The sequence below is a fragment of the Chryseolinea soli genome (assembly GCF_003589925.1).
GTDB lineage: Bacteria > Bacteroidota > Bacteroidia > Cytophagales > Cyclobacteriaceae > Chryseolinea > Chryseolinea soli.
The window spans coordinates 2,162,952-2,178,405 of the sequence record NZ_CP032382.1 but is presented as its reverse complement, the minus strand read 5'-3'; the positions used below and the strand labels follow the sequence as shown (position 1 = coordinate 2,178,405).

Annotated in this window: 13 protein-coding genes; 9 read left to right on the top strand and 4 right to left on the bottom strand. The window is 51.3% G+C overall.

Features of this window, described 5'->3' with window-relative positions; genetic code table 11:
• Positions 1-11: 11 nt before the first annotated feature.
• Positions 12-2,234, bottom strand: coding sequence for a M1 family metallopeptidase (locus D4L85_RS09460; protein WP_119754093.1), 2,223 nt, complete (start codon positions 2,232-2,234; stop codon positions 12-14).
• A gap of 27 nt (positions 2,235-2,261) precedes the next feature.
• A complete protein-coding gene (locus D4L85_RS09455) occupies positions 2,262-2,858 on the bottom strand; it encodes a HupE/UreJ family protein (RefSeq protein ID WP_119754092.1) in 597 nt (198 codons plus the stop codon).
• 163 nt (positions 2,859-3,021) lie between these two features.
• Between D4L85_RS09455 and D4L85_RS09450 the strand changes: the two genes are divergently transcribed.
• The 6 genes from D4L85_RS09450 to D4L85_RS09425 all read left to right on the top strand — a co-directional run bounded on the left by D4L85_RS09450 (position 3,022) and on the right by D4L85_RS09425 (position 9,073).
• Positions 3,022-3,555, top strand: a complete 534-nt coding sequence (locus tag D4L85_RS09450; RefSeq protein WP_160143633.1) for a DUF6702 family protein — start codon at positions 3,022-3,024, stop codon at positions 3,553-3,555.
• Between the two features lie 68 nt (positions 3,556-3,623).
• Positions 3,624-4,631, top strand: a complete 1,008-nt coding sequence (gene gldB, locus D4L85_RS09445; RefSeq protein ID WP_119754090.1) for a gliding motility lipoprotein GldB — start codon at positions 3,624-3,626, stop codon at positions 4,629-4,631.
• A 67-nt stretch (positions 4,632-4,698) separates the two neighbouring features.
• Entirely contained in the window at positions 4,699-5,460 is a 762-nt protein-coding gene (tpiA, locus tag D4L85_RS09440; protein WP_073143364.1) for a triose-phosphate isomerase, read from the top strand.
• An 86-nt stretch (positions 5,461-5,546) separates the two neighbouring features.
• A complete protein-coding gene (prmA, locus tag D4L85_RS09435; protein ID WP_119754089.1) occupies positions 5,547-6,380 on the top strand; it encodes a 50S ribosomal protein L11 methyltransferase in 834 nt (277 codons plus the stop codon).
• Between the two features lie 229 nt (positions 6,381-6,609).
• Positions 6,610-7,806, top strand: coding sequence for a nucleoside permease (locus tag D4L85_RS09430; RefSeq protein WP_119754088.1), 1,197 nt, complete (start codon positions 6,610-6,612; stop codon positions 7,804-7,806).
• A 79-nt stretch (positions 7,807-7,885) separates the two neighbouring features.
• A complete protein-coding gene (locus D4L85_RS09425; protein WP_119754087.1) occupies positions 7,886-9,073 on the top strand; it encodes a Gfo/Idh/MocA family protein in 1,188 nt (395 codons plus the stop codon).
• A gap of 5 nt (positions 9,074-9,078) precedes the next feature.
• On the opposite strand, the gene D4L85_RS09420 is transcribed toward D4L85_RS09425, so the two are convergent.
• Positions 9,079-10,251, bottom strand: coding sequence for a glycosyltransferase family 4 protein (locus tag D4L85_RS09420; RefSeq protein WP_119754086.1), 1,173 nt, complete (start codon positions 10,249-10,251; stop codon positions 9,079-9,081).
• A gap of 167 nt (positions 10,252-10,418) precedes the next feature.
• Between D4L85_RS09420 and D4L85_RS09415 the strand changes: the two genes are divergently transcribed.
• Positions 10,419-11,012, top strand: a complete 594-nt coding sequence (locus D4L85_RS09415) for a 3-keto-disaccharide hydrolase (RefSeq protein ID WP_119758718.1) — start codon at positions 10,419-10,421, stop codon at positions 11,010-11,012.
• 187 nt (positions 11,013-11,199) lie between these two features.
• Here D4L85_RS09415 and D4L85_RS09410 read toward each other — a convergent pair whose 3' ends face one another.
• Positions 11,200-11,850, bottom strand: coding sequence for an RNA polymerase sigma factor (locus D4L85_RS09410; RefSeq protein WP_073143351.1), 651 nt, complete (start codon positions 11,848-11,850; stop codon positions 11,200-11,202).
• Between the two features lie 177 nt (positions 11,851-12,027).
• On the opposite strand from D4L85_RS09410, the gene D4L85_RS09405 reads away from it, so the two are divergent.
• Together D4L85_RS09405 and uvrA are read left to right on the top strand one after the other, a co-directional pair.
• The gene (locus D4L85_RS09405) at positions 12,028-12,420 is read left to right on the top strand and encodes a hypothetical protein (RefSeq protein ID WP_119754085.1); all 393 of its coding nucleotides are present in this window, start codon (positions 12,028-12,030) and stop codon (positions 12,418-12,420) included.
• Between the two features lie 179 nt (positions 12,421-12,599).
• Positions 12,600-15,449, top strand: coding sequence for an excinuclease ABC subunit UvrA (gene uvrA / locus D4L85_RS09400; RefSeq protein ID WP_119754084.1), 2,850 nt, complete (start codon positions 12,600-12,602; stop codon positions 15,447-15,449).
• Positions 15,450-15,454 lie beyond the last annotated feature (5 nt).

Sequence of the window (15,454 nt, the reverse complement as noted above, 5' to 3'; positions counted from 1 at the left end):
CGCTATGTTTTTTATTTCGACTTCTCTTTCTTTTTGAAATCGTCAAATTTCGATTCCGCCTCGCGCTTCGGGAAAACGTTGTCCTGCACGTTGATGTCCGACAGTTCAAAGTTAGGGTCCAGCACGATGTTCACCACCTCTTTTTGTTTCACGAACACCTTGGTGATCTTTTGTTCGTTTATTCTCCAGATCTCGGCGGGAATCTTCTCGATTTCCTTGGTGCCATCTTTATAGGTCCACTCGATGATGACGGGCATCACCAGGCCACCCTTATTAGACAACGTCACTTCATAGATATTCTTGTCCTCCAGCTTTTGCATGATGGCTTTATCGTCGACCCGGCTCGCAAATTCGCCATTGAGGCGGGGGTCGGTTTCGATGAGGCTAAAGGGTTCGGGTCCGTTGTTGAACGAGTCGTATTTCTTGCCGTCGCCTTGCGCGAGGTCGCCTTTCTTGGCCGTCACTTCTTTTTTCTCCAGGTTGGGTTGGGAGGTGCGCATTTTGTACCATTTCACCTGGTCGATGGATTGATCCACGTTGTCGGTGCTGTAGAACCAGCCTTTCCAGAACCAGTCGAGGTCGACGGCGGAGGCGTCTTCCATGGTGCGGAAGAAATCTGCAGGTTTGGGATGCTTGAAGGCCCAGCGCTGTGCGTATTCTTTAAATGCTTTGTCAAAAAGCTCGGGCCCCATCACGGTTTGACGGAGCATGAACAGGCCTGTTGCTGCCTTGGCATATTGCTCAGGACCGAACTGGATCACTTGCTCGGAGTTGGTCATGAGCGGGCGCATTTGGCTTTTGTCGCCTTTCATGTAGGGCACCAGATCGGCCGGTTTGCCGCGGGTGTAGTTCAGTTCGGGATAGCGTTCCAATTCCGTGAGCAACTGCACAAAGCTGTTCACGCCTTCGTCCATCCAGGTGGTCTGACGCTCGTCGTTGTTCACGATCATGGGGAAGAAATTGTGGCCCACTTCGTGAACCACCACGCCGATCATGCCTTGCTTTAATTTTGCAGTGATCGTGCCATCTTTGGCCGGGCGGCCGTAGTTGAAACAGATCATCGGATACTCCATGCCAATGCTGGCCGAGTGAACGGAGGTGGCTACCGGATACGGATAGTCGAGCGTGTAGCGGGAATATACTTCCAGCGTATTCTTCACAGCCTTCGTGGATTCTTGTTCCCACAGCGGGTTGCCTTCCTTGGAATAGAACGATTGGGCCAGCGGCGTTTTGCTGCCGATCTTCACGGCTTGTGCATCCCAGATAAATTTACGGGAGCTGGCAAACGCGAAGTCGCGCACATTTTCGGCTTGGAACTCCCAGGTCTTCTTTTGCGTGGATTTCGTTTTTTCTTTTTGAGTGGCTTCCGGTTGTGTGACGATGATGACCGGCTTGTCAAAAGTGACCTTTGCTTTTTCGAAACGCTCGATCTCCGATTTGGTCAATACTTCAGTGGGGTTTTTCAAAACACCGGTCGCGCCGATGATGTGGTCGGCAGGCACTGTGATGCGCACTTTGTAGTCGCCGAAAGGCAGCGTGAATTCTCCGCGGCCAAGGAACTGTTTGTTTTGCCAGCCTTCATAGTCGTCGTACACGCACATGCGGGGAAAGAACTGGGCGATGGTGTACACATAGTTTCCATCTTCCGGAAAAAACTCCATACCACTGCGTTGTCCAAACACACTGCGGTCAACGATGTTGAACGACCACTCTACGTTGAACGAATATTTCTCACCCGAGCGCAGCGGTTGCGGAAGATCCACACGCATCATGGTGTTGTTGATAAAATAGGGAAGCGCTTTGCCGTTTACTTCTTTCACGGCTTTTACGTTGTAGCCTCCTTTGAAATCGGAGACCTGGGCAGCATAGGTTTTGGCTGCGGCCGAATCCACCACATTTCCTGTGCTGGTGGTGCGCAACGTATTTTCAGGAGCGATGATGTTTTGATCCAACTGAAGCCATAAATATTTCAATACATCGGGCGAGTTGTTGGTGTAGGTGATGGTTTCGCTGCCGCTGATGCTTTGGTTGTTGTCATTCAGCTCTATGTTGATCGCGTAGTCGGCTTTTTGTTGCCAGTATTTCACGCCAGGCGCGCCGGAGCCTGTGCGGTATTCGTTTGGCGTGGGCAGGGTTTGATCCAACTGCTCGAACTTGCCCTGCCACTGCGGTGTCTGTTGCGCAACGGCAACGTTGACCAGCAGGATCAGCGCATACATCAGAAATTGCTTCATAAAAGATTATAGTTAGGTTAATGAGTTCTACTTATCGAGCCAGAACATATGGTCCTTCATCAGCAGCAGGGCCATGCCGGCCACAGCAGACGATATAACCATCTTCCAGTCCCTTCTGTTCAGGTTGAATAAATCCACTAAAATGAAACATACCGACATAAACAGCACCACGATGATGATCTGTCCGAATTCAAGACCCAGGTTGAACGCCAAAAGGGGTGTGAAGATGTTCTCGCTTTTTCCCAAAATGCTCCGCAGATAGTTGGAAAATCCCAGTCCGTGGATCAATCCAAAAAAAGCCGCGTAGAAGTAATTCATTTGCATGGGCCCACCCGAAATGTTGTTCTCGTTTTTGAACAAATTGGAAACGGCGGTGACGAAGATGGTGAGCGGGATCAAAAATTCGATGAGGTCAGGTTTCACGTTCACGATCCGTAGTGTCGATAGGGCCAGCGTGATGGAATGTCCGATGGTGAACGCCGTGACCAGCACCAGGATCTGTTTCCAGTCGCGCGAGATGTAGAGGGCGCAGAGGGCCACGATGAACAGGATGTGATCATATCCGTTGGCATAGTCCAGGATGTGATCCTTCCCCAGTCCGAAATAGAGTTGAAATTCCGTCATAAAACGCTGAGCACGCTTTGAAAAAGGGAGCAAGTATACTAGTTATTTTTTACTTATGACACCCCCCTTTTGGTGGCCGGGCGGGTTTGATGGTTAAGCGGTGCCGTTTATTGCGGGACCGGGCGTAAAATTCCTTTTAGTATTTTATCAGAAAGAACAATCTTTGCAGGAATTCATTTTTCACAAACGAATGTTCTCTTCCCTTTGCTTTATTTCCACGCTGCAAAGCCTGGCTTTTTCATTCCTGGTCCACCCCATGCACGTTTCCGTTACGGAAATTGAAATGGATGAAAAGGACAAACGGCTGGAGATCATGATGCGCGTTTTTGCCGACGACCTGGAGATCACTTTGCGCGAAAGCCTGAAACAACCCGAATTCGACATCACCAAGCAATCGACGCCAGCCCTGGATGCCATCATGAAAGAATACCTGGCGCCCCGTTTCAAGATCGTCGTGGATAACAAGGCCGTGCAATCGAAATACCTGGGCCATGAGTTGGAGGGCGATGCCTTTATCTTTTACCTCGAAGTGCCGGGTGTAAAAAAATTGAAGACCATCCAAATCCACAACAATATCATCACGGAAGCGTTCGAAGATCAGTCGAACCTGGTGCATGTGACCGTGCGGGGAACGGTGCGGAGCCTGCGCCTCACCAAAAACGTTCCCACCGACAAGCTCACTTTCGATGTAAAGTAAAATCCCGCGCTCGAAAAGGGCCCGGGATAGCATAAAAAATCCCATCTTCGCGGAAATTATCATTGCGTATGCAGAAGGTATTGGTAATCGTTTTGTTCATGGCCTTGATCCTGGCCGGGTGTAGTGGCGAGCAGGACGAGTGCGTGGTAGCGCCGCCCTCCATTGAAAAGCCTGTGTCGGTAGAAATTCATCAGCTGCAGGATTCGCTGGTGAACCTCAAGACGAAAGAAGAGCTTGTGGACCTCCTGACCCATCACCCGCTGGTGCGTGATTATATTTTCCGCCGTACGGAATATCCATCCGATTCAGCCTTTATCAACCAACTTTTTGCAAAGCTCACCAGCCCGCACATGGACACGTTGGTGATGGAGACCAAGCGGGTTTTCGGCGACTTGTCGGGCTTGAAACAGCAGTTTGATGAAGCTTTCAGCAACGTGAAATATTATTATCCCAATTTCACGCCGCCTAAAATTCAAACCGTCGTCTCCGGCCTGGAGACGGATATGCTCGTCACGGATTCGCTCATCATTGTGGGCCTTGATTTTTATCTCGGCCGCGGCGCCAAATACCGGCCCAAGATGTACGAATACCTGCTGCGGAAATATGATCCCAACGACATCGTTCCTTGCGCCATGCTGATCTATGGCATCGAAGGACGTTTCAACAAAAATCAACCAAACGACAAGACGGTGTTGGCCGACATGGTGGTCTTCGGAAAGTCCTTCTATTTCGCCAAGCACATGTTGCCCTGCGTGCCCGATAGCGTTTTCATCTGGTATACACCGGAAGAAATGAAAGGCACGCGAAAGAACGAAGATCTGATCTGGGCTCGTTTCATCGACAGCCAGGTGTTGTATGCCACCAGCCACAAAGTGAAGCAGGACTACCTGGGCGAGCGTCCCGTGACCATACAGGTGGGTGAAAAGTGTCCCGGCCGCATTGGCCAATGGGTGGGCTGGCAGATCGTGAACAAATATGCCGAGAAGCATCCCGACGCCACTTTGCCGCAGGTGATGAACGCGCCCGACGCACAGCAATTGTTCCGGGAGTCCTACTACAAACCGAAAAAGCGCTAAGCCTTGTGCGAGAAGCAAAAAGCTGAACTATCTTTGAAACCCAATTCTATAACCAATCAAAAATTGTATGCGTCAAAAAATTGTAGCCGGCAACTGGAAGATGAACAAAACCCTGGACGAAGCCAACATCCTGGCCTCGGAGATCAAAGGCATGGTGGCCGATGAAGTGAAGGGCAACGTGAAGGTCATTCTCTGCACGCCGTTCCCTTACTTGCTTCCCATCAAAAATCTTATCGGACAAGATACCCGTATTGCCGTGGCCGCTCAAAATTGCAGCGAGCACGAGTCGGGCGCATACACCGGCGAAGTATCGGCCGCCATGTTGAAATCGTTGGGCATCGGCTATGTGATCCTGGGTCACAGCGAACGCCGTCAATATTTTGGCGAAGACGGAAAACTGTTGGCCAAGAAAGTAGACATCGCGTTGAAGCACGGCCTGTCTCCCATCTTCTGCTGCGGCGAGCCGCTCGAAGTGCGTGAAAGCAACGGACACGAGGCCCTGGTAAAAAAACAAATCGAAGAAAGCCTGTTCCACCTGGATGCAGCATCCCTTCAAAAAGTCATCGTCGCCTATGAACCCGTGTGGGCCATCGGCACTGGCAAAACAGCGACTTCACAGCAAGCGCAAGACATGCACGCCGTGATCCGCAAGCACCTGGCCTCCAAATACGGCGAGGCGGTGGCCAATGAGATCACCATCCAATATGGCGGCAGCGTGAACGCAGCCAACGCCAAAGAACTTTTCTCTCAACCGGATGTTGACGGCGGCCTGGTAGGCGGTGCGTCTTTGAAATCCAGAGAGTTTGCCGAGATCATCAAGGCGATGTAAATCGCAGAGGTGCCGGTGACGCTAAATGTCGCCGGCATTTTATTTTTTTGCCCGGTCCTGTATTCCTTCACACGAATCATCTTCTCATGTACTACTCACGCCTCCAGGTAATCTGCGACCCCGACTTCTCCGAGCTGATCATGGCCGAAATTGCCGAAGCCGGCTTCGACACCTTCATGGAGACGGAGAAAGGTTTTGAGGCTTATGTGGAGATGGAGAAGTACGACAAGGAATATCTGCAAGCCATCAAAGACAAGTATACCTTGCAAACGCCCGTGGTCTTTTTTCAGGACCGCATCCAGAAACAAAACTGGAACGAAGAGTGGGAGAAAAATTACGAGCCCATCATCGTGGACGACCGTTGTCTGATCCGCGCCGATTTTCACAAGATCGACAAAAAATATCCCTACGAACTCATCATCACTCCCAAGATGTCGTTTGGCACGGGCCATCATCAAACTACCTATTTGATGATCAAGAGCCAAATGGACATCGACCACAACGACAAGCGGGTGATGGATGCCGGCTGTGGCACAGCCATCCTCTCGGTGATGGCCTCAAAGCTTGGTGCCCGGGAAGTGGAGGCATTCGACATCGACGAGTGGAGTGTGAGCAACGGCCAGGAGAACATTGACGTAAACGGGTGTACCAACATCCACCAACAACAAGGCAAGCTGAGCGACCTCTCCTTCAAAGGAACATTCGACATCATTTTGGCCAACATCAACAAGAACGTATTGCTCGACGAGATCCGGCTGTATCAACAGTACATGGCCCCGGAAAGCCTGTTGCTGCTCAGCGGTTTTTACACAAACGACATCGACGATCTTCTCGTTGAAGCCGGTCGCTACAACCTCGCCGAGGTGCGTCGCGACGAGCGTGAGCAGTGGGCAGCGTTGCTCTTGAAGAAACTATCCTGACCCCAACACGCCGGGCATTCACTCCGCGTTATTTTCACGTTTCTCCTTTTATTTCGCTTCATCATTTTTTTAGCGTGTCCGTGAGCGCTGGCCAGGGCTTCGCAATTGAAAAAATTTTACAAGAGGTTTTTGTCTGTCTGCTTCACCCTGTATCTTCACGGACAGCCCCTTCAACCTAATGCGTGGCGGCTGCACCCGTTCGTACATTTCCAACCTTTTATCAAAACCCATGAAACCTGTCATCTTCACAAAGCTCTCGGTCATGATGCTCCTCGAATATTTTATTTGGGGATCCTGGTACGTTACGATGGGCACATACATGTCTGAATTTTTGCATTCCAGCGGCGTGCAGATCGGTGCGGCCTACAGTGCACTGGCCATTGCGACCATCATCTCTCCCTTCTTCGTGGGCATGGTAGCCGACCGTTATTTTGCTGCACAGCGCATCATGGGAATACTCCACTTGGTGGGAGGAGCCCTTTTATATCTGGCCACACAGATCACAGGGAACACCGCCTTCTATTGGGTGATCCTGTTCTATTCGCTGCTCTACATGCCTACCATCGCGCTATCGAACAGCATTGCCTTCTCGCAAATGACCGATCCCGGGAAACAATTCCCCTGGATCCGTGTGTTCGGTACACTCGGCTGGATCATCGCGGGCCTGATGATCGGTGCATTGTCTATCGAGAAAACGCAGTTCACTTTTGTGATGGCGTCCATTGCCTCCGTTGCACTCGGGTTCATCAGCTTTATATTGCCCAACACGCCGCCCAAGGGCAGGACGCCTGATACGAGTGCATCGAGTGCATTGGGCACGGAAGCGTTTGTGTTGTTCAAAGACAAACCCTACCTCATCTTTTTCATCGCAGCGGTGCTGGTGTGTATTCCGCTTTCGTTCTACTATGGATTTGCCAACCTTTTCCTGAACGAAGCCGGCATGGAGAAAGCCGCCAGCAAGATGATCCTCGGACAAATTTCGGAGGCCGTATTCATCCTGGCAATTCCCTTCCTTTTCAACCGCATTGGTGTTAAAAAGATGTTGTTGCTGGGAATGGCCGCCTGGATCTTGCGTTATGTATGCTTCGCGTACGGCAATATCGAAACCGGCGCATGGATGCTGTACGCCGGCATTGTGCTTCACGGGGTCTGCTACGATTTCTTCTTTGTGACCGGCTACATGTATACGGAAAAGAAAGCCGGAGAGAAAATCAAGAACGCTGCACAAGGCTTGTTCACCTTTGCTACCTATGGCCTGGGGATGTTCATTGGAACCTGGTTCTCGGGTTTCACAGCAGATTACTACACAAAAGATGGCGTGCATCAATGGACAAACATCTGGCTTGTTCCGGCCTATGTCGCCGTTGCCGTATTGTTCTATTTCATTTTCTTCTTCAACGAGAAAAAGGAGATAAGCAAAGCCTGAACATCCTGATTTCAACTTCAAACAATGAAATCGGAAATAAAAAAACAATATCAAACTACACCAACAAAACGCATAGACTATGAACATTGCCATGCTAGGGTCGGGCTTCATCGGCCGGTTTTATGCCGAGTCCATCCAGGGCTATCGAAACAAGGACAAGATCGTCAGCATCTATTCCCGCAAAGAAGAAAGTGCTACGAAATTTGCGACGGACTATAACGTGGGGTTTGCCACCGACAACCTCGAAGCCGCCATCGACCGCACCGATGTGGATGTGGTTTGTATCGCCCTGCCAAACAACATGCACGAAGAAGCCGTGTTGCTTTGCTGCAAACACAAGAAGGCCGTGGTCACCACCAAACCACTCGCGCGCAACGCCGAAGAAGCCAAGCGCATGCTGCTCGCCGTGGAAAAGGCGGGCATCTTCAACGGCTACCTGGAGGACCTCGTGTACACGCCCAAGTTCCTCAAGGCTCACGAAAGCGTAAAGAACGGCGCCCTCGGCCGCATTCTTTGGGCCAAGTCGCGCGAGACACACCCCGGCCCGCACAGCGACTGGTTCTGGGACATCGAGCAAGCCGGCGGCGGATGTATCCTTGACCTGGGATGCCATTGCGTGGAGATCACCCGCAGCTACATCGGAAAAGACATCCTCCCGGTAGAAGTGATGTGCTGGGCCGACACCCAAGTGAAGCCCATCGACGCCGAAGATCACTCGATCGCTTTGATCAAATACGAGAACGGCGCCATCAGCCAGTTTGAAGTGAGCTGGACCTTCCGTGGCGGCCTCGACCTGCGCGACGAAGTGATGGGCACCGAAGGCACGATCTGGATCAATAGCTTTCTGCGCACGGGCTTCGAAATGTTCACCACCGGCAAGAGCGGCGACTACCTGGCCGAAAAAGCCGAAAGCAATTCAGGCTGGTTGTTCCCCGTGGGCGACGAAGTGAACGAGCTGGGCTACAACCACATGTTCATGGACATGTTCGCCTCCCTCGAAAAAGGAATACAACCCAAGGAGACCTTCTACGACGGCTACGTGGTGAACGCTGTCCTCGATGCCTGCTACAAATCGGCCAAAACAAAACTATGGGAACCCGTGAAGCTCGACATCTGGCGCGGCCGCACCGGCGTTTCCAAAGACAGCCACCTGCAGGAATACGATGCCGAACATTACCTGGTGAAAGAAGAGATGACGCACTATGGCGCCAAGAAAATTATCCTGAAGAATAAGACGACTGGAAAGCTCAGTCAGATAACCCAGTAGTCACATCACTGAAACAGCGCGGCGAATTTCCGGCCAAGAATGTTTCGCGAATATTTTGATTCTGCCAGCAAGCGCCCAGCTTGCTGGCTTTTTTTTAGCACTGCCCGATCTTCCAGGTACGGCGTGATGACCCTTACAAAATCCTGCGGCTGACGGCTATCGACGTGCACCCCGCAGTGATGTTGTTCAATCTCCGACCGGATCCAGCCCCCAAAATTCACCAGGATGAGCTTGCCGGCGGCCAGTCCATCGAAATATTTATTGGGTGATCCGGTTTCCAGAATGGGGATCGGCTTGTAACATACAAAAGCAGCATCGGTCACATTCATAACTTCTTTCACGCCGTCGCGATCTTGAAAGGGAATGATGCTGAAGTTGGTCAGTGCCAGCCGTTTTACGATCGCTTTCAGGTTCTCCAGCAAGGCGCCTTCGCCACACAATAAAAAATGCACTGGCAGGGATGCTTTTTGGGAGGCCCGGGCGCATTCAATAAAAAAATCAAGCCCATTGGCCAGCCCCACGGCACCGATATACGACACGACAAACTTGTTTTCTATTCCGAATTTTGTCTCGAGCGAAGGTTGTTTCTCCTCTGGAAAATAGAAATCCGTGTCCGACATGTTGGGAATAAGGTGCACGGTTTTTCCGGGCACTTTTTTCTCAATTTCGGCTTGGATCATCGGCGAAAGCGCCACCACCGCGTGGGCCTTGCGATAGGTGGAGGTCTCCAGTCCATAGAGCAGCTGCTTAAAAAAATAGTTCTTCACAAATCCCATTTGTATGGGCGCCTCCGGCCACAGATCGCCCACTTCAAAAATGTAGGGGATGCCATAGACCGTTTTTAGCATGCGCGCCGCCAGCCCTACCGTGAGGGGGACTGAAATGGCATAACAAGTTTTCACCGGCCCCAGCTTGCGGGTGGCCCACACGACACCGCTCACATAGCGGAGAAACGCCAGGCTGCGGCGCCAAAATCCAAAATGGTTATGGTACACAATGGGCAGGTAGTGAACCTCGATGCCTTCCACATTCACTTGCTCGTATTTCCCTTCGTTGTGGGCGGTGATCACCACGGGCGTCAGACCAGCGTCTACCAGGGCTTTGGCCAGGTAGTAGGAGCGCAGGGCGCCACCGGTTTGAGGCGTGTTGAAGTGCTGGTGAAGGATCAGGATTTTCACGGTGCAAAGAAAACAATAGTTCGGGGCCCGCGGTCACCGGTCAGATCTTTTTGTCCATCCGTAAGCCGACCGCTGCCGTTCCGGTCGTACCAAAAGCATTTTAGCCGTACCAAAAGCATTTTATTATGAGTCTTGATTTTGTAGTTTCAGGGCAAACGAAACCCTATATGAACAAGACACTGATAACCCTTTTACTACTGGCGGGCTCGCTTGTGGGCGCACACGCACAAATCAAGCTTTTTAATGGAAAAGACCTCACCGGCTGGAAAGTGGCTGGCACCGAAAAATGGTATGTGGAGAAGGGCGAGATGATCTGCGAAAGCGGTCCGGACAAGGCTTATGGCTATTTAGTTTCTGAACGCGAGTTCAAAAACTTCGAATTAACGATAGAATTCAAGCAAGAGTCCAATGGCAACAGCGGCGTGTTCTTTCACTGCGGCATTGAAGGAACCACGATCAGCGGCTGGCAAGCCGAGGTGGCGCCCCTCAACCATCACACGGGTGGCATCTACGAATCGTATGGAAGGGGTTGGTTGATCCAGCCTGCGGCCGATAAGGAAAAGGTATTAAAGGAAGGCGAGTGGAACACGATGGTCGTGCGCGTGGTGGGCGACGAGGTGAACACGTTTTTGAATGGTGTTCAGATGATTACCTTAAAAGATGAGAAAATTGGCGCGGGTACAGGCAAAATAGCCCTGCAGATACACGACGGGGGCGGTGTAAAGGTGCGCTGGCGCAAGGTGGAGATCAAGGCCTTGTAGGCGGAGCAACGACGATGAAGGGCCTTATGCCCTTCATTGTTTGTGTTGCGGAACGCTGCGGGCGTAGCTCAAAATGTTGAGCACCGTGCTGGAGGAAGGTTCCAGTTGGGCAGCGTCCATATTTTTTTTCATGACGTACAGCTCGTTGTAAAGAGCTTGCAGGTCACTGTCGCAAATGAGGGCCTTATCAATCTCCCTCGTCTCCTTCTCCGTAGTCTCGTGGTATAAATACCTGATCAAGTCCGTTTGAGTAAAAGTTTTTATCATTGGCTCTGTGTTTCACCATCTTTTTCCGCAGGTTGATGAGTGCATAGCGCATACGTCCCAGCGCTGTGTTGATACTCACCCCTGTGCGTTCCGCGATCTCCTGGAAGCTCATCTGCAGATAGTGCCGCATGATCAGCACCTGTTTCTGCTCGGTCGGTAACTCCTTTATATAATCCCTGAGCTTGGTCCGGGTATCTTTAAAAATCTGCTTGTCCTCCATCGACTCCTCGGCAAATTCCATGGAGTTGAAGAGTCTGCTGCCGTCTTCCAACACTACCTCGGGGTAACGTTTTTCTTTTCGAAAGTTGTCGATCGCTAGGTTATGAGCAATCCGGCTGATCCAGGGTAAAAATTTACCTTCTTCGTTGTAGCGCCCACCACGAATGGTGTTGATCGCCTTTACAAAGGTTTCCTGGAGTAAATCTTCGGCGGTGTACCGATCTTTGACGATCAGGTATATCGCAGTATAGATTCTCGATTTATGCCGGTGCAGGAGCATTTCGAAAGCTTCTTCGTTACCGTTTTGATACAGCGACACGAGTTGGGAGTCGCTTAATCTGCTGTCAATCATTCTTTCTCACTTTAAGGTAACGTAGAGATCTCTTTCGATATTGTTTTGGGTTAGTGGAACAAATAGGTTTGAAAAGATAGAAAGATTTTGGATTAGCGCAAAAAATTTTCAAAAAATTCTTGCCTCTCACACAATTTCTTTAGCTATTTGCTCGCAAATACTGCGTCTTTAAATAGTATGGCCATCAGCAAGAAAAAAGTAATCAAAAGCCTGGAAAATCTCTCCGAGGATCTCCAAGAACTGCTCCGCGATCAATACCCAAACGGGTATGAGGGCAGTATTCAGCGCATCACCAATGCGAAGCGGGAACCGATTTTCGTTTTCCCCCTGGAAACAGAAGATGCGACTTACCTGGTAAAAGTCCCGGCCACCAAAAATAGTGACGGCGAATACGATGTCGAATCCAAAGCCGAGGGCGAATTCGACAAAAATGAGGACGGATTCGATTCCGGAGGCGAAGATTTCGATAGCAACGCCGGCGACAGTGCTGATAGCGACAGCGATTATGACGAAGATGGTGGCGGCCGCGGCGGTCGCGAAGCCAGCTACGATCCTGACTTCGACAATTGATCTGAAAAAAAAGATAATGGCATAAAAATGAACACCGTCTCGCCCGATGGTGTTTTTTCTTTTTACGGGAAATGATGAATCGGCAACCTTGCCGCAATTATTTCGTCAAACTTATTTCATCCCCACGTCTCTTGTACGAGATTGCGAGGATTAGCTTTTGAATTATAACCGAAGATTCTGTGTCAAAAACCCTTTCTGTTAAAGCGAACGATTCTTATCTGGAAGACCTCGATCCCCGCAACTACATCATCATCAAACGGGCGCGTGTCAACAACCTGAAAAATCTTAGCGTCGCCATTCCCCGCAACAAGCTGGTGGTCATCACCGGACTGTCGGGTTCCGGAAAATCGAGCCTCGCGTTCGATACGCTTTTTGCCGAGGGGCAGCGCATGTACGTGGAAAGCCTCAGCGCCTACGCCCGTCAGTTTCTGGGCCGGATGGAAAAACCGGAGGTCGACTACATCAAGGGCGTATCGCCGGCCATTGCCATCGAGCAAAAGGTGAACACACGCAACCCCCGGTCCACCGTGGGCACCACCACTGAGATCTATGACTACCTGAAATTGCTCTTCGCCCGCATCGGCAAGACCTACTCGCCCATCAGCGGCAAGGAGGTGAAGCGCGATACGGTGACGTCTGTGGTCGATTATGTGAACCGTCTTCCCGCCGGCACCCGCGTGATGGTGGCCTGCCCACTCCACATAAAAAAGGGCCGCAAGCTAGTGGACGAGCTGAATCTGTTATTGAGTAAAGGTTTCGCGCGCGTGCTGATCGACGGCGAAGTCAAGTTTATTGAAGAGATCGTGGCCCCGCCCGCCGAAGGGGGCAAAAAGAAAAAAGCCGCCGCCCAACCCGATGTCTCCGTCGAGATCCTCATCGACCGCGCCGTGGTCAACCCCGGCGACGACGACACCACATTCCGTCTTTCCGACTCCGTCCAAACGGCGTTCTTTGAAGGCGAGGGCGACTGCCTGGTGTATGCCGAAGGGCACGACAAAGTAAAATTCTCCGACCGCTTTGAGCTGGACGGCATGCGGTTCACCGAACCGTCCATAAATTTCTTCAGCTTCAACAATCCGTTCGGCGCCTGCCAAACCTGCGAAGGTTTTGGAAAAATTCTCGGCATCGACGAGGACCTGGTCATCCCGGACAAATCGCTGTCGGTCTATGAGGGTGCTATCGCGCCGTGGCGCAGCGAAACCATGGGCGAATGGCAAAAGCCACTGGTGAAAAACGGCATCAAATTCGATTTCCCCATCCACCGCCCCTACAACGAGCTCACAAAAGCGCAACAGGATGTGCTGTGGAATGGCAACACCTATTTCGAAGGTATCCACGATTTCTTCAAATACCTGGAGTCCAAAACGCATAAGATCCAATACCGCGTGTTGCTGTCCCGTTATCGCGGGCGCACCAACTGCCCCGATTGCCGCGGCACCCGGTTGAGAAAGGATGCTCAGTATGTGAAGATCGCCGGCGTCTCCATCACCGACCTCGTACTGATGCCGATCGAGGACATGCTGGCATTCTTTAAAAAGATCCAGTTGCCGGATTTCGACAAGAAAATCTCCGACCGCATTCTGACCGAGATCACCTCCCGACTGGAGTACATGGATCGGGTGGGCTTGGGATACCTGACCTTGAACCGTCTGACCTCTACCCTGTCGGGTGGGGAATATCAGCGCATTAAGCTGGCCACCTCGTTGGGAAGCGCCCTGGTGGGTTCTATGTATGTGTTGGATGAACCCAGCATTGGATTGCATCCGAAAGACACCGACCGCATGGTGAGCGTGCTGATCTCGCTGCGCGATCTAGGAAATACCGTGATCGTCGTGGAGCACGAAGAGGAAATTATGCGGGCTTCCGACCAGATCATCGACATTGGCCCCGATGCAGGAAGTCACGGCGGCGAGTTGGTGTTCCAAGGTACGGTGGATGAGATCGACGGAAAAGTTCGCTCACATACGACGGACTATCTCAGCGGCCGCGAGACCATTGTGATCCCCAAGACGCGGCGCAAGTGGAAGGATTCTGTTACGATCATCGGCGCCCGCGAGAACAATCTTAAAAATCTTAACGTGAAGTTTCCGTTGGGGATTCTTACGGTGGTTACCGGCGTGAGTGGTTCCGGCAAATCGACGCTCATTAAAAAAATTCTATACCCTGCGCTGGGCCGGTTGTCGGGCTCCGTTTCGGAAACGCCCGGGAAATACGATAAACTGGAGGGTGATTTTTCGCGCATCACGCAAGTAGAGTTTGTGGATCAGAATCCCATCGGCAAATCGTCGCGCTCCAACCCGATCAGCTATGTAAAAGCATATGATGCCATTCGCACGCTCTATGCCGACCAACCCTTGGCCAAACAGCGCGGCTACAAGCCTTCGCACTTCTCGTTCAACGTGGAGGGCGGGCGCTGCGAGACCTGCCAGGGCGAAGGCGAGATCAAGATCGAAATGCAATTCATGGCCGACATCTATTTGAAGTGCGAAAGCTGTCATGGCAAACGCTTCAAACAGGAAGTGCTGGAAGTGGAAGTGAACGGCAAGAACATTTCCGACATCCTGGACCTGACTGTGGAAGAGGGGCTTGAATTTTTCAAAGACAAAAAACCGATCCACGAAAAGATCCTTCCGCTGTTCGAAGTAGGCTTGGGCTATGTGAAGCTGGGGCAATCGTCAAACTCGCTAAGCGGTGGCGAAGCACAACGGGTGAAGCTGGCGTCGTTCCTGGGCAAAAACTCAACGGAAGGCCACATCCTTTTCATCTTCGACGAGCCCACCACGGGTTTGCACTTTCACGATATTTTTAAATTGCTGAAAGCCATAAACGCATTGGTGGATGAAGGACACTCCGTGATCATCATCGAGCACAATCTCGAGGTGATCAAGTGCGCCGATTGGATCATCGACCTGGGTCCGGAAGGGGGCGAGAAAAAAGGAGGCACGCTGATGTTTGAAGGAACGCCCGAGGAAATGGTGAAGAAAGGGAAAGGCTATACGGCAGAATTCCTGAAGAAGAAATTAAAATAAAAATT

What these genes read in the sequence shown, in the direction of transcription:
- D4L85_RS09460 (WP_119754093.1), bottom strand. Translation starts at nt 2,234, where the DNA reads ATGAAGCAATTTCTGATGTATGCGCTGATCCTGCTGGTCAACGTTGCC.
- D4L85_RS09455 (WP_119754092.1), bottom strand. Translation starts at nt 2,858, where the DNA reads ATGACGGAATTTCAACTCTATTTCGGACTGGGGAAGGATCACATCCTG.
- gldB (WP_119754090.1), top strand. Translation starts at nt 3,624, where the DNA reads ATGCAGAAGGTATTGGTAATCGTTTTGTTCATGGCCTTGATCCTGGCC.
- tpiA (WP_073143364.1), top strand. Translation starts at nt 4,699, where the DNA reads ATGCGTCAAAAAATTGTAGCCGGCAACTGGAAGATGAACAAAACCCTG.
- prmA (WP_119754089.1), top strand. Translation starts at nt 5,547, where the DNA reads ATGTACTACTCACGCCTCCAGGTAATCTGCGACCCCGACTTCTCCGAG.
- D4L85_RS09430 (WP_119754088.1), top strand. Translation starts at nt 6,610, where the DNA reads ATGAAACCTGTCATCTTCACAAAGCTCTCGGTCATGATGCTCCTCGAA.
- D4L85_RS09425 (WP_119754087.1), top strand. Translation starts at nt 7,886, where the DNA reads ATGAACATTGCCATGCTAGGGTCGGGCTTCATCGGCCGGTTTTATGCC.
- D4L85_RS09415 (WP_119758718.1), top strand. Translation starts at nt 10,419, where the DNA reads ATGAACAAGACACTGATAACCCTTTTACTACTGGCGGGCTCGCTTGTG.
- D4L85_RS09410 (WP_073143351.1), bottom strand. Translation starts at nt 11,850, where the DNA reads ATGATTGACAGCAGATTAAGCGACTCCCAACTCGTGTCGCTGTATCAA.
- D4L85_RS09405 (WP_119754085.1), top strand. Translation starts at nt 12,028, where the DNA reads ATGGCCATCAGCAAGAAAAAAGTAATCAAAAGCCTGGAAAATCTCTCC.